The organism is Rhodoferax sp. GW821-FHT10B06, from assembly GCF_059415605.1.
On record NZ_JBWKNO010000010.1, the window covers coordinates 20,288 to 34,510 of the forward strand.

Annotated in this window: 15 protein-coding genes; 12 read left to right on the forward strand and 3 right to left on the reverse strand. The window is 63.7% G+C overall.

The genetic code is table 11. The features are described 5' to 3' along the window. Nucleotides 1–182: 182 nt before the first annotated feature. Complete coding sequence (locus AC07O2_RS16075; protein ID WP_495076755.1) at nt 183–1,109, reverse strand: LysR family transcriptional regulator; 927 nt, start codon at nt 1,107–1,109, stop codon at nt 183–185. A 130-nt stretch (nt 1,110–1,239) separates the two neighbouring features. On the opposite strand from AC07O2_RS16075, the gene AC07O2_RS16080 reads away from it, so the two are divergent. Further along, complete coding sequence (locus AC07O2_RS16080) at nt 1,240–1,644, forward strand: RidA family protein (RefSeq protein ID WP_495076756.1); 405 nt, start codon at nt 1,240–1,242, stop codon at nt 1,642–1,644. A 195-nt stretch (nt 1,645–1,839) separates the two neighbouring features. Here AC07O2_RS16080 and AC07O2_RS16085 read toward each other — a convergent pair whose 3' ends face one another. Then, a complete protein-coding gene (locus tag AC07O2_RS16085) occupies nt 1,840–2,730 on the reverse strand; it encodes a LysR family transcriptional regulator (protein WP_495076757.1) in 891 nt (296 codons plus the stop codon). 107 nt (nt 2,731–2,837) lie between these two features. Between AC07O2_RS16085 and AC07O2_RS16090 the strand changes: the two genes are divergently transcribed. Together AC07O2_RS16090 and AC07O2_RS16095 are read left to right on the forward strand one after the other, a co-directional pair. After that, entirely contained in the window at nt 2,838–3,665 is an 828-nt protein-coding gene (locus AC07O2_RS16090) for a pirin family protein (protein WP_495076758.1), read from the forward strand. A gap of 64 nt (nt 3,666–3,729) precedes the next feature. Continuing rightward, a complete protein-coding gene (locus AC07O2_RS16095) occupies nt 3,730–4,335 on the forward strand; it encodes an isochorismatase family protein (protein ID WP_495076759.1) in 606 nt (201 codons plus the stop codon). 29 nt (nt 4,336–4,364) lie between these two features. On the opposite strand, the gene AC07O2_RS16100 is transcribed toward AC07O2_RS16095, so the two are convergent. Further along, nucleotides 4,365–4,958, reverse strand: a complete 594-nt coding sequence (locus AC07O2_RS16100) for a CBS domain-containing protein (RefSeq protein ID WP_495076760.1) — start codon at nt 4,956–4,958, stop codon at nt 4,365–4,367. Between the two features lie 278 nt (nt 4,959–5,236). Between AC07O2_RS16100 and AC07O2_RS16105 the strand changes: the two genes are divergently transcribed. The 9 genes from AC07O2_RS16105 (at nt 5,237) to AC07O2_RS16145 (ending at nt 14,152) form a co-directional block, all read left to right on the forward strand. Then, nucleotides 5,237–5,875 carry a LysE family translocator gene (locus tag AC07O2_RS16105; protein WP_495076761.1) on the forward strand — a complete coding sequence of 213 codons (639 nt, stop codon included), beginning with the start codon at nt 5,237–5,239 and terminating at the stop codon, nt 5,873–5,875. A 133-nt stretch (nt 5,876–6,008) separates the two neighbouring features. Beyond that, on the forward strand, nt 6,009–7,016 hold the full coding sequence (locus tag AC07O2_RS16110; protein WP_495076762.1) for a CE1 family esterase: 1,008 nt from the start codon (nt 6,009–6,011) through the stop codon (nt 7,014–7,016). Between the two features lie 40 nt (nt 7,017–7,056). Next, nucleotides 7,057–7,368 (forward strand): DUF167 domain-containing protein, encoded by a 312-nt coding sequence (locus AC07O2_RS16115; protein WP_495076763.1) that lies wholly within the window; start codon nt 7,057–7,059, stop codon nt 7,366–7,368. Nucleotides 7,369–7,424: 56 nt separating this feature from the next. After that, complete coding sequence (locus AC07O2_RS16120) at nt 7,425–9,548, forward strand: protein-disulfide reductase DsbD family protein (protein ID WP_495076764.1); 2,124 nt, start codon at nt 7,425–7,427, stop codon at nt 9,546–9,548. Nucleotides 9,549–9,672: 124 nt separating this feature from the next. Continuing rightward, nucleotides 9,673–10,749: an ABC transporter ATP-binding protein gene (locus AC07O2_RS16125; RefSeq protein ID WP_495076765.1), complete on the forward strand. Its 1,077-nt coding sequence runs from the start codon at nt 9,673–9,675 to the stop codon at nt 10,747–10,749. A 34-nt stretch (nt 10,750–10,783) separates the two neighbouring features. Beyond that, on the forward strand, nt 10,784–11,938 hold the full coding sequence (locus AC07O2_RS16130; protein WP_495076766.1) for an ABC transporter substrate-binding protein: 1,155 nt from the start codon (nt 10,784–10,786) through the stop codon (nt 11,936–11,938). A gap of 12 nt (nt 11,939–11,950) precedes the next feature. After that, the gene (locus AC07O2_RS16135; RefSeq protein WP_495076767.1) at nt 11,951–12,799 is read left to right on the forward strand and encodes an ABC transporter permease; all 849 of its coding nucleotides are present in this window, start codon (nt 11,951–11,953) and stop codon (nt 12,797–12,799) included. Further along, nucleotides 12,796–13,623: an ABC transporter permease gene (locus AC07O2_RS16140; RefSeq protein WP_495076768.1), complete on the forward strand. Its 828-nt coding sequence runs from the start codon at nt 12,796–12,798 to the stop codon at nt 13,621–13,623. The genes AC07O2_RS16135 and AC07O2_RS16140 overlap by 4 nt, the downstream gene beginning before the upstream one ends. Before the next feature lie 4 nt (nt 13,624–13,627). Continuing rightward, a complete protein-coding gene (locus tag AC07O2_RS16145; RefSeq protein ID WP_495076769.1) occupies nt 13,628–14,152 on the forward strand; it encodes a 2'-5' RNA ligase family protein in 525 nt (174 codons plus the stop codon). Nucleotides 14,153–14,223 lie beyond the last annotated feature (71 nt).

The window sequence follows — 14,223 nt, forward strand, 5'->3', positions numbered from 1 at the left end:
TCGCACGCGCAAGCATTCAACGATGCGCTGCTGGCGTTCCTGCGGTTGTGATCGCATAGCCGTGGATAGCTTTGGCACGTGACCACAATTGCCATAAAACACTACATTTTTAGTAGCATTTTCCACAGGTGGATATTGCGCTAAAGGCTGATTTATCTAAAAACCAGCCCCCAGCGCCATGCTCACGCAACCTGCCGCTCGGCAACAGGTGCATGCTGTTGCATTAGCCCGACGACCCAGTCGATAAACACCCGCAGCTTGCTACTGACATACCGGTTCGGCGGGAAAGCCAGGTAGAGCGGCATCGGGTCCAGGCGCCAGCCCGCAAACAGGGGCACCAGTTCCCCACTTGTCAGGTGCGGCTTGGCCATGTAGTCCGGTAGCCATAGCACGCCCACACCGGCCAGACCGGCCGCCAAGTAGGCATTGCCATCATCCACCGAGAACACGTAGCGGCCTTGCACCTTGACACTCTCGCCGTCGCGGCGCATTGCATAGGGATAGGTCTTGCCACTGCGCGCCCTCAGGAAGCCGACCACGCGGTGGTGCGTGTCCTCCAACTCGCGCGGGTGCCGGGGCGTACCGGCCTGCGCCAAGTAGCTGGGAGCGGCATAAACCCCAAGCTGCAGATCGCCCACCCGACGCGCCACCAGCGACTGGTCGGTGAGTTCGCCGCCGCGCACCACGCAGTCCACGTTCTCGTCGATCATGTCCACCATACGGTCGCTGACGCCTATGTCGATCTGGATGTCGGGGTATTGGGCGTGGAAGGCCGGCAATGCCGGCACCAACACCATGCGGGCCAGGGGGCTGGGCACATCGACCCGCAGCCGGCCACGCGGCAAGGCGGCGGCGCTGGACAGGCTGGTCTCGGCATCGTCCACGTCGGCCAGGATGCGCAGCACACGTTCGTAATAAGCCGCGCCATCGGCGGTGACGTTGACCTTGCGCGTGGTGCGGTTCAGCAGGCGCACGCGCAGCCGCGCCTCCAGCTGCTGCACCAGCTGCGTCACGCTGGTCTTGCTCATGTGCAGGGTCTCGGCAGCCTTGGTAAAGCTGCCGGTTTCCACCACCCGGGCGAAGGCCTGCATGGCATCAAAACGGTCCATCGCGGCTCCCCCTACGTTGACGCTGCCGATTGTTTGGATTTTACAAACAGTGATGGGTGGACTTGCCGGTTTATCCGCCGGCCATGGCGCCCTAAAGTTGCTCCATCTTTCACTCCTTACAAGGACAGCCATGACCCAACGCGACGTTGTTTTCCCACCCGGCCGCCAGGCGCTCTACGAGCGCAACCGCTACTCGCCAGCAGTCCGCTCCAACGGCTTTTTATTCGTTTCAGGCCAAGTGGGCAGCCGCGAAGACGGTTCGCCCGAGCCCGACCTGGAAGCACAGACCCGCCTAGCCTTCGACAACCTGAACGCCATCCTGAAAGCCGCCGGCTGCACTTTTGACGACGTGGTGGACGTCACCGTCTTCATCGTCGATCCGGCGTCCAAGTTCGAGACCATCTGGAAGGTGTTCCCCGACTACTGGGGCCAGGCGCCGCACCCGACACTGACCGGTGTCGGCGTGACTTGGCTGTATGGCTTCGACTTCGAGATCAAGGTGATTGCCAAGCTGCCGGAGCCCAATGCAGGCTGATCTGGCGCGGCGGAGTCGGAACGGTGCGCGCGAATGGAGTGCCCACCGTTTGGGTCTGCCGTAGCGAGAAGCCGGCAGGCGGTTGGGGCCAATACCGGCCATAGTACCCGTAAGAAGGTTATGACATACGGGCGAAACTTCGTCGCTACGGTTACCTCCGATCGCGAAATTGCTTTCTCCCAATGAGAACCGCGGCTACGCCCGCCCTTCAGCCCGCGAGCCCAGCTGCTCCTGCAGGAATTCAATAAAGCGCTGCGTCTTGGCCGGCAGCAAGCGGGTTTCGGTCAACGCGTAGACCGGTATCGGGTTGCTCTGCCACTGCGGCAAAACCCGGCGCAGGCGGCCTGCCGCCAGCTCGTCCGCAGCGATCTCCCCAGGCAGCAGGATCACGCCCTGGTCCAGTGTGGCCAGCCGGCGCAGCATGCCGATGCTGTTGACCTGCAAGCGCCCGCCGACCTCCACCTCGACGCTTTCTGCCCCCTGGTGCAGCGTCCATGTGCCGACCTTGGGAAAGCCCAAGCACGCGTGCCGCGCCAGGTCGCTGGGGTGCATGGGCTCGCCAGATATCTCCAGGTAGCGCGGCGAGGCATAGGCCTGCACCAACAGGCGGGCCAGCAGACGGGCAACCAGGCCCGAGTCCTTCAGCTCGCCCATGCGAATGGCCACGTCGAAGGGTTCAGCGACCAGGTCCACGCGGCGGTGCGTGAGGTCTAAATCAAAGCGGATGCCGGGGTAGCGACGCCCAAATTCGGCAATCAGCGGCGCCAGGTAGATGGTTGCAAAGTCCACCGGCAGCGACGCGCGCAGCACGCCGCTAGGCTGCGCCAGCATTTCGCCCAATTGCTCGTGGGCGATGCGCGCCTCGTCCACGATGCGCCGGCAGCGCTCGTAGTACAGCTGCCCGGCTTCGGTCAACTCCACCTTGCGGGTGGTGCGGTGCAGCAGGCGCAGGCCAATCGCCTTCTCCAGGGCGCTGATGCGCCGGGACAACGTGGAGTTCGGCACCCCCGTGGCGTCGGCCGCGCGGCGAAAGCTGCGCGCCTGGGCGACCTCCACAAACAAGGCCATGTCGTTCAGCATTTCCATCTTGATTACGCCATTTATGGATCAATGATTGCCATTTTTACGTATTTATCTCTTACGAGGATTAATCGAAGATACACCCATCGCATCCGCACCAGAAGAAATCCACCATGACTATCCCCATCGCCCGCATGCAGCACGCCCACCGGGGCCCGCATTTCCAGGCTTACCGCCTGCATGCCTCTGAAGCTGCACCGCTGGACCCTTTCATGGGCATAGACCACGCCAGGATGGGCGCACCCACGTTTCCGCCGCATCCGCACGCTGGCTTTTCGGCGGTGACGTACTTGTTCCTCGACTCGGAAACCGGTATTGCCAACCGCGACTCGCAGGGCAATCGCACATTGATCGAGCCAGGCGGCCTGCATTGGACCGCCGCTGGCAGGGGCGTGGTGCACGAAGAAAACCCCGCAGTGCCAGGGCGCACCGCGCACCTGCTGCAAATCTTCGTCAACCTGCCGCAGGACCGGCAGAGCGCAGCGCCGTTCGCGTTGACGCTGGCCCCGCAAGACGTACCCGTGGTGCAGCGCCCCGGCGTCCAGGTTCGCGTGCCCTTGGGCAGCTTTGGCGGTCTGCACTCGCCGCTGGCGCCGCCCACCGCAGCCACTTTGCTGGACATCACGCTGGAGGCGGGTGCCGAGCTGGTGCTGCCGGTGCCTGCTGGGCAGCGCGCGCTCTTCATGCCGGTCTTGGGCAGCGCAGCGCTGGATGGCCAAGGCTTCGGTCTGGACGATCTCGGAGCCCCGATCCTGCCCGTCAACACCGCAGCGACGACGCACTCGCTAACCGCCCCAACGGCGCGCGCCCAGGTCGCCGTGTTCATCGGCGCACCACTGCACCAAGCTATTTTTTCCAACGGGCCCATGGCTTTTGCGAGCCAGCAGGACCTTATCGCGGCTACCGCCGCTTACCACCGTGGCGATATGGGAAAGCTGTAACAGCTCGCCACCCTTCCCCGGGCGGGTATTCCACGCGCCCCATTCACTACCTAGGAGTTACACCATGAAAGTTGAACGATTCACCGCCGACAACACTGCCTTGCTGCTGATCGACCACCAGGTCGGCACCATGCAACTGATCAAGAACATTGACAAGGAGCTGGCCGCCAAGCAGTCGATTGCTCTGGCCAAGATGGCCAAGATACTCAATATGCCGGTGGTCATCACGTCCAGCCAGGAAACCAACGCCCAGGGCCCGATCCTGCCGGAAATCGCCGACATCCTGCCCGAAGCGCATGCAGCCCGCGTCAAGCGCCCCGGTGTGGTGAATGCCTGGGCCTACGCCGACTTCCACAACGCGGTGCTTGCAACCGGCCGCAAAAACCTGATCATGGCTGGCGTCACCACCGACGTGTGCCTGATCTTCCCAGCCATTGATGCCGCGCTAGAAGGCTTCAACGTGCAGGCCGTGATGGATGCATCCGGCTCCCCCAGCGACTTGTCCGAAGAGTTTTCGCGCCAGCGCATGCACGACGCGGGCGTGGTGCTAACCGCCACCAACACGCTGATGGCGGAGATTGCACAGGACTGGTCGACACCAGCCGGGCAACAGCTGATCACCCTGCTGTTCACCGATGTGTTCCCAGCCCTGGGTGCAGGCATCGTCTAAGGTTCGCGTCGCGCTGCGACGCGCGACTATCAATGCCCCGCCAACACCTGCTCCAGCTCGGAAAAGGTCTGCGCCATGGCCGTCACTGGCAAGGGATGGCCCAGCTGGCGCTCGACCTGGGTTTGCGACACCAGGCCGCGGATGCGCGGGGTGCGGTCGGCGGTGTCGGAATCGATCACCAGCAGATGCGGGCGGCCGCGCTGTACCAGCGTGGCCACCACCTGCTCCACGGTGGAGCGCTGCAGCGCCGCGAAGGTGATGGCGTCGATCTCGGACAGCGGCGTCATCAAGTCAGCCGCGGTCAGGTCTTCGTGCTTGATCTGGCGTTGGTGCACCAGGCGCATGGGTTTGTCACCGGCGATGTCGGCCGATGTCAGGATGCCGTCCACCGAGGGCATGTCGGACACCACGAACAGCAGGCGCACGCCCTGGTAGATCATTTTCAGTTCGGACTGGTCCAGCGAGGTTTGCGGCTGCACCGTGGCGGCGCGGATCTGCGCCAAGTCGGTAAACACTTCCATGGCGGGCGACTCCAACGTCACCGGGCCGTGCTGCGGGGGCTGGACCTGAACGATATGCGTACCTGCGGGGAAGCGGAATGTGGGGAGAGAGCCGTCTGACATGGGAACCTTTCAAAACCGCACCCTGTGTTGTGTCTGCGGCGCTGTACGTCTGCCAGATGCTGGTTGCTACGGGTGCCATAAAGCTGCAACCGACTCCGTTATAGGCCTGTCTCTGCAGGGCCACAAGGGGTTTTACTAGGGTTAACCCTCAATTTACCTGCGCTTTGCAATGCCCTCCCGAAACCTGGCTTTTCAGGCAACTAATACACAGCGCGGGACCCTACCAAACAACCAAATCGGGTAGATTCCATGCTCCCGCATGTTCGCTCAAGCCCACCATGACCACGACCACCTGGCTCCTTTTCATCACCATTTCCCTGGTTACCGCCTTCACTCCCGGCCCGGCCGTGTTATTGGCGGTGTCCAACACCATCGCCTGGGGCTTGCGCAAGACGCTGCTAGGCAGCTCGGTGGGTAGCGCGATCGGGGTTTTTACGGTGTCTGGCATTGCCATGGCAGGGCTGGGCACCTTGCTGCATACCTCGGCTTGGCTGTTTGCCGGGTTGAAGACCGCCGGCGCGCTATATCTGATGTACCTGGGCTACCGCCAATGGACTAATCCCGGCTCGGTGTTCAGCAAAGCCGCCCAGGCCCAGGCACAGCAACACAAGTCCCGCTTTGCGCTGGCCCGCCAGGGCCTGCTGGTGTCGCTGACCAACCCCAAGAGCATTTTGTTCTTCACCGCGCTGTTTCCACAATTCCTGCGCCTGGACGCCCCCATGCTGCCGCAATTTCTGGAGCTGACCAGCGTATTTACCGCCTGCGCTTTGTCTTCACACGTGGTCTATTCGCTAATGGCCACACGCTTGCAGGGCTGGTTTTCCACCCCTCGCCGCGCCCAGGTGTTCAACCGCGTCACCGGCGGCGCCTTTGGCCTGCTGGGTCTGGGGCTGCTAAGGCTGAAGAACCCGAACTGAGCAGGCTGGCTGCGGGCCGCACAGCGGGCCGTGCATGCTACAAGCGTGTCATATTTCGTCACGCAACGTAGCGTCGCGGGCTGGCCGGCATTTGCACAATCGTGGTTCCACTCGTGACCACGGATTGACGACCATGCCCAAACCCCTCTTCTCCCACATCCGGCTCCTGTCAGCGGGGCGCAGCACGGTGCTGGCCACGCTGACCACCCTCGCGGCCTGCGGCGGTGGCAGCGGAGATACATCCAGCAGCCCCACCACGGTAGACGCAGAGAAGCTGCAGCAGACCACAGTCAGTGGCTTTCCGCATGCTGTGGACATCTACAAGCCGGTGGGCGCCACCCGGGCCATCGTGGCGCTGCATGGTGGCGGCGGCAACAAGACGGCCATCGCCTACCAGCTGGGGTTGAACAGCACGGCAGACAGCGCCAGCAACACCACCATCAACTGGGCCTGGCTGCAAGCCCACCATGTCATGTTGGTGCTGCCCCAGGGCCAGCACATAGACGGACAGGAGGGCGCCACCACCTGGACCAACTACGCCATGCGGTCAGGCCAGGATGACAAGGCTTTTCTGCAGGCCCTGGCGGCGCAGATCCGCAGCGACTACGGCATCGACACCATCACGCTGATGGGGCACTCCATGGGCGGGGTGATGACCAACCGCATGTGGTGCGAATCACCCAGCACCTTTTCCAGCTATGTGTCGCTGGCCGGCCCGGCGTCCACCACCTTCAATCGGCCGGCCACTCCTTGCCAGCCGGGCAGCGCGGCAAAACCCTATATGGGCATCATCGGCGACAGCGACGAGGTGATGCAGACCACCGGCGCCTGGGCCGCACCCAGCTGGACCATCAACCCGGCGGTCGTGCTCGCCTCGCTCCCGGCGTGGGACAACAACACCGTCATCGCCGAAATGCAGCAGCAGCAGACCCGCACAACGCTGCTATGCGGGCAGACGCTGGATACCAACACCTACAGCACCAGCGGCAATATCGACAGCTGGACCAGTTGCGGTGGCCGGCTGGTACTGAAGCGGGTACACGGCGCGGAGCATGGCGTGGCATCCATCAATACCCAAATGAACAGCAGCAACCCCACCCAAGTGATGGACACCGTGGCCAACTTTGTGGAAGGGCTCTGAGCGGCCCGAGCCAGCAAACGGGCCGGCCTAAAATCTGGCCATGCAACAGCCCCGTAACGCCACCGGTGACAGCTTCTTCGCCTGGGACGGTGATGTACTGATCGTCAACATCCTGGGCAAGCCCTCGGCCTGCTGTGACGCGATCGCCAAGCCCATGGGCACGCAACTGAAGGTCAGCGTGACGGCCACGCCAAAAAACGGCAAGGCCACTGACCACATGGTGCGCTTTCTGGCGCCGCTTTTTGGCGTGGCAGTGGCCGATATCGAAGTGGTGTTTGGCCGGGAAAGTGTGCACAAGCAGTTGCGTATCAAGGCGCCAAAGAAGCTGCCACCGGTGTTCGACGCGGGCTAGACTCCGGAACTTTGCCGGGCCGCACAGGCTCCGACCCGGCATACTCTGGCCCCACCATGCTGCATCGCCTCCTTACCGCTCTCGTTTTCATAGCTGCCAGCGCAATATCCATCAGCGCAAACGCCCAAAAATCCACAGTAAACACCGAGCAGGTGCACGCCGAGCTGGTGGCCCACGCACCCCAGGGCGCGGTGTCCGGCCAGCCGGTCTGGGTGGGCTTGCAGATCAGCCACCAGCCCGAGTGGCACACCTACTGGAAGAATGCCGGCGACTCCGGCCTGCCCACCACGTTGAGCTGGACCCTGCCGCCTGGCGTCACCGCCGGCGACATCGCCTGGCCGCTGCCGCACAAGATTCCGGTGGGCACACTGGCCAACTACGGCTACGAGGGCACGGTGCTGCTGCCCGTGCCGCTGACCATCACCCCGGCCTTCAAGCCCTCGCTGCTGGCCAGTGACCTGGAGGTCAAGCTGCACGCCGCCTGGCTGGTCTGCCGCAAGGAATGCATTCCGCAAGAAGGCGACTTTGTGCTGAAGATCCCGGTGAAAAGCTCCACCGGACTGAACGCTGCCGCCTTTAACGCCGCACAAGCTGCCCAGCCCGAACCGCTGGTGGCGCGCAGCAATGTGGTGCTCAAGGGCAACACCCTGCGCGTCAGCGTGACCGACCTGCCGCCCGAAATACGCGGCAAAACACTGCAACTGTTCCCCGAAACCCCAGAAATCACCGAAACCGCGGCCGAGCCCACCCAGAACTGGGAAGGCGATGTGTGGACTGCCGACGTACCCCTGTCCGCCCAGCGCAGCCAAAGCCCGGACGAAATGCCGCTGGTACTGGTGACGGCCGATGGCGAGCCCCGTCGGGGCTTTCGCACGCTGGCCAATGTGAGCGGCCGCTGGCCGGCCGTGGCCGCCGTACCCACGGTGTCGCCCGCCCTGGCCGCCGCCTTGCAGGCGAACAGCGCGGCATCGCAAATCCCCACAGCCCCCAGCCTGACCTGGGGCGCAGCCCTGCTGGGTGCGCTGCTGGGTGGCTTGATACTGAACCTGATGCCCTGCGTGTTCCCGGTGCTGGCCATCAAGGTCATGGGCTTTGCGCAGCATGCCGGTGACCGCCGGGGCCACCGCGTGGACGGCATGGCCTACAGCGCAGGCGTGGTGCTGTCCTTTCTGGCGCTGGGCGGGCTGATGCTGGCCCTGCGCGCGGGCGGTGAACAGCTGGGCTGGGGCTTTCAGCTGCAGTCACCGGCCGTGGTGGCGGGGCTGGCCGTGCTGTTCACCGTGGTCGGGCTGAACCTGGCCGGGCTCTTCGAATTTGGCCAGTTCCTGCCCAGCCGCGTGGTGACGCTGCAGGCGCGCAATCCGGCGCTGAACGCATTTTTGTCCGGCGTGCTGGCGGTGGCCGTGGCCTCGCCCTGCACCGCTCCCTTCATGGGGGCTTCGCTGGGTTTTGCCGTGGGCCTGCCCGCCGTGCAGGCGCTGCCGGTGTTTGCCATCATGGGCATGGGCATGGCCCTGCCCTACCTGGCCGCCAGCCTGAGCCCGGCCGTCGCGCGGCTGCTGCCACGCCCCGGCGCCTGGATGCAAACCCTGCGCAGGCTGCTGGCGATTCCCATGCTGGCCACGGTGGCCTGGCTGGTCTGGGTGCTGGCCCAGCAAAGCGGCATGGCGGGCGCCGCCAGCCTACTGGCGCTGCTGGCCGGGGTGGCGGTGGTGCTGTGGACGCTGCGCCAGAAAAACACCGCATATGCTATTGTTTCGATAGCTGCAACCGCAGTATTGACCTTCGCTATCGGCCATAACATTACACAACTGGCGCCTCCTGTCCGCGCCCTGGCCGATGGCCGCTGGCAAGCCTGGGAGCCGGGTCGGGTCGAGCAGACCCTGGCCGCCGGCCAGCCCGTGATGGTGGACTTCAGCGCCGCCTGGTGTATTACCTGCCAATACAACGAGCGCACCACCTTGGCCCACCCCGCCGTACTGGCCGACCTGGACGCCAAAAACGTGCAGCTGCTGCGCGCCGACTGGACCCGCCGCGACCCGGCCATCACCGCCGCTCTGGGCCAGCTGGGCCGCAACGGCGTGCCGGTGTATGTGCTGTACAAGCCCGGCAGCGCGCCGCAGGTGCTGTCCGAGGTGCTGAACGTGGACGACTTGCGCGCGGCCATCGCCCAGCTGTAGCTGCAGCACCCGGCAGGCCTTGTCACGGGACTGTCACTGATAAAGGGTTTTCCCGTCACGCAAGAGTCATGTTTTGTGGATATCGTTTGCTGTAGTCAAACGACGTCCGACAAAGAAGCCCGCTGTGAACCCGATTATTTCCGTGCGCGGCCTGCGCGTAGCCTATGGCGCGAACGAAGTGCTCAAAGGCATTGACCTGGATATTGAACCAGGCAGTTTCGTGGCCCTGCTGGGCGCGTCGGGCTGCGGCAAGACCACGTTGTTGCGCACCCTGTCGGGCTTCAACCCCGTCAAGGCGGGCAGCATCACCGTCAAGGGCCAGGACATCCTGCACGAACCGCCCGAGCGCCGTGGCATGGCGATGGTGTTCCAGTCGTACGCGCTGTGGTCACACATGAGCGTGGCGCAAAACATCGGCTACGGCCTAAAGCTACGCCGCGTACCGCGCGCCGAGATCCAGCAACGCGTAGACAAGCTGCTGCAGATGCTGGGCCTGCAAGACTTTGGTGCGCGCGGCGTAGGCGAGCTGTCCGGCGGGCAGCGCCAGCGCGTGGCCCTGGGCCGCGCCCTGGCGGTGGAGCCTGAAATCTTGCTGCTGGACGAGCCGCTGTCCAATCTGGACGCCGGCATACGCCTGCAGATGCGCCACGAGATCCGATCCATCCAGCGCGCGCTGGGCGTCACCGCCATCCTGGTCACGCACGACCGCGAAGAAGCCATGGTAATGGCCGACCAGGTGGTAGTACTGGAGCAGGGCCGCATTGCCCAGATCGGCGCCCCGGAAGACGTATACCAGCGCCCGCAAACACCGTACGTGGCGACCTTCATGGGGGCCGACAACACCATCCACTGTGAAGCCCAAGCCGACAACAGCGGCGTACAGCTGCGTGTGCCGCGCGTACCGCAGGCCCAGGTGTGGTGCGCCACCAGCATGCCTGTGCAGGGCCCGGCGCAAGTGCATTTCCGCAGCGAAATGGCGAGCCTCGGCGCGTCCGACGCGCAGGCCGATGACAGCCTGCAGATACCCGGCCGCATCCACCAGGTGAGCTACCTGGGCGGCGGCTACCGCTGCGAAATCACGACCGAATGCGGCGCATTCTTCATCGACCACCCGCGCCCCATGGCGAACGGCGACACCGTTACCGTCTGCATTCCCGCCCACGCGCTGCACATCTACCCACGTGCCTCGGCACAGGCCTGAGTCCCTTTTTTTAATTGCTACACAGGAGCACTCCATGCCACTACTTCGCCGCACACTCGCTGCCTCCATTGCCCTGGCGCTGGGCACTCTGTCCCTGGGCGCACAGGCCCAGACCACCACGCTGCATGTGATCAGCGGCGGTTCACAGAACATGGTGGACTACGTGACCGACTACCTGGGCCCGCTGTTCGAGAAGCTGAACCCGGGCGTCAAGGTCAGCGTGGTGGGCACCGGCCCGGACGATGCCGGTTCGCAAAAAATGATGGAAAAGCTGCAGGCCCAGAAAGCCGCCGGCGCCGCCACCTGGGACACCGACGTGATCGTGCCCAATCAACAAAAAACCGGCGAAATGGTGCGTGACGGCCTGCTGCTGAAATACCGTGACAGCATCCCCACCGGCAAGTACGCCGTCAGCCAATCTGCCAAGCAGGCCCTGGGCGTGAATGTGGACGGCTATGTGATGCCCATGTTTGAAAGCCAGACTGCGCTGGCCTACAACCCCGACCTGATCAAGACCCCGCCCGCTTCCTACGACGAGCTGCGTGCCTTTGTGGCCAAGAACCCCAAGAGCTTTGGCTACAACGGCCTGAAGGGCGGTATGTCGGGCGTGGCCTTTGTGGTGGGCTGGATGTATGCCTACGGCGGCAACCCCGAGACCGTGCAGCAAGGCCCGTACGACGCCAAGCCGCCTGCCGGCTGGAAGAAGGCTTTCGCCGACCTGAAGAGCTTCAACCAGCAAGTAGTGTTCACGCCAGGCAACGCCGGCACGCTGGACATGTTGAACCGTGGCGAAATCGCCATGGGCCCGGTGTGGGTGGACATGTTCCAGAGCTGGAAGGCCGAGGGCCGTCTGGCACCCAACATGAAGCTGAAAATCCTGTCGCCCGGCATGCCTGGCCAGCCCTACTACTATGCCATCCCGGCCAAGGCGAAGAACGTGGAACTGGCCAAGAAATTCATCGCCCTGGCCACCAGCCCGCAAGTGCAGGCCGACGGCATTGTGCGGCGCTTCAACTGGTACCCGGGCATTGACGCTAATGTGGTCAAACCCGTGCTGGACCCCAAGATCTGGAATCAGCTTTTCGTGGACGTGACCCCGACCGACCTGGCACGCAATGGCAAGCCCTTCCCGCTGGCGCCTTATTTCAAGGACCTGCGCGAGCAGTACGAAGCCCAGGTACAGAACTAAGCACGCCAAGCGATGCGCCGCAGACCTTCCGAACTTTTGTCCGCCCTGGCCCTGCTGCTACCCGCCTTGGCGATGGTGGGTCTGCTGTTTGTCTACCCGCTGGTGTTTTCACTCACCTATGCCTTCCGTAATGAAGGCACGGGCGGCTGGGACCTGGGTAATTTCGCCAAGGCCTTCGCGCTGTACGGTAGCGACATCACACTGACCGCGGTGGTGACCGTGCTGTCCACCGCCCTGGTGGGCGTGCTGGCGGTGGCGATTGCCGGCTACCTCACGCTGGGTGAGAACCGGCGCGCGGTGGCGGCACTGCGTTGGATTTACCGCTGGCCGCTGTTCATTCCCTTCGTGGTGGCGGCCCAGTTGATGCGCACCTTTCTGGCCAAGAACGGCATGCTGAACAACGCGCTGATGGCGGTGGGCCTGGTGGAGCCGCTAAATGCCATGAGCCTGCTGGACTGGCGTGGCGTGGTGGTCACCTTTGTGTGGAAGCAGCTGCCGTTTGCCGCGCTGCTGATCAGCGGAGCCATGGCCTCCATGGACCGCTCCATGATCGAGTCGGCGCGCGGCCTGGGTGCGGGGCGGCTGCGCATCCTGCTGGAAATCGTGCTGCCGCAGGTGATGGCCACCGTGTGGGTCAGTCTGATCTTGTCTTTTGTGACCATGCTGTCGGCGCTGTCTGTGCCGATGATGATCATCGCCGGCTCGCCCACGCTGCTGACGGTGGACATGGCCTGGCGCGTCAACTCCTATGGCGACTACGGCGTAGCCAACGCGCTGGGCTTTGTGGCATTTGCGATGAGCGGAGTGGCCGCGTGGTTCTATCTGCGCCAAGGTCTGCGCACGGGCGGGCAACCCAAATGAAGCTCAGCCATTCCCGCACCCCGGACTTCGTGGGCTCGCTGCTTCAATTACTGCTCATTGGCCTGTTAGCCATCGCCGTCTTTGGCCCGCTGCTGAACATGCTGATCTGGACCGTGACCGAAGCCTGGTACTTCCCGGCCAAGCTGCCGGTGCGCTGGGGCTTCGCCTTCTGGAACAAGGTGTTCCGTCCCGAAGCCGGCGCCATGCGTGCGCTGACCACCAGCCTGCTGATAGCGGTGCTGACGGTGCTACTGAGCCTGGCGGTGGCCATTCCCGCCGGTTACGCCTTGTCCAAACGCACGCTGCCGTTTCGCAACTTGTTTTTGCTGTTTTTTCTGCTGCCGCAGGCCTTCCCTACGGTGGCGGTGCACATGAATATCGCGCGCATCTTCTACGGCCTGGGCCTGACCGGCACCATCTGGGGCGTCATGCTGGTGCATGCCATACAGGGTCTGGTCTTCGCGGTATGGATCGCCTCGGCCTCGTTCGCCGCCATCCACCAGGAACAGGTGGAAGCCGCGCGCAACCTGGGTGCATCTCCGCTGCGCGCCTTCCTGACTGTGACCCTGCCTCTGGCGGCACCCGGGCTGATGGCCAGCGCCATCTTCGTATTCCTGATCTCGCTGGACGAGTTCTCGGGCACCTTCTTCGTCGGCGTGCCGGATGTGCACACCCTGCCGCTGACCATGCTGAACGCGGCCATGGAAGGCAACTACCAGATCGCATCCATCACCGCACTCTTGCTGCTGGTGCCATCGGTACTGTTCATGCTGTTTGTGGAGCGTTTCCTGAAGGCCGATGTGCTGGCGGGCGTGGGGAAATAAGCCCATGGTGGTGCCCGCTGAATACTCCATCTGGCTACGCCCCGCAGCACCGGATGAAGCCGCGCTGCTGCAGACGATTGATCGCCTGGCGGCCCTGCGCGGCAGCGAGCGCTTCGCCCCGCACGTGACGGTGCAGGGCGACCTGGCCCAGCCGCTGGACGCACTACGCCACATGCTGGCGCCCCTGGCACGCAAAATACCGGCACAGCGCTGGCGGGTGGAGGCAGTGGAATGCAGCCCGCATTTCTTCCGCTGTATGGTGTTGCGCTTTGCCCCCTGCACCGCCTTCAAGGGAATGCAGGCTGCGGCACAAGCCTTCAGCCAGACAGAGCTAGGCTTGTCACCCTTTCCCCACCTGAGCCTGGCCTATGGCGAAGCGCACCCGGACAACGCCCGGCTGTGCCAGGAACTGGCTGATGAATACGTGGGGCGTGAGATCGTGCTGGACCGGCTCAGCATCTGTCACTCGTCCAAAAAAGTACCCATACCAGACTGGTGCTACCTGGCGGACTATGTACTGACCCGCTAAAAACCGGGGTTTTGACCACGTCGAATACGTAAAGTTTACATATACAAACGCAAAGAATTCCAATTTCACGG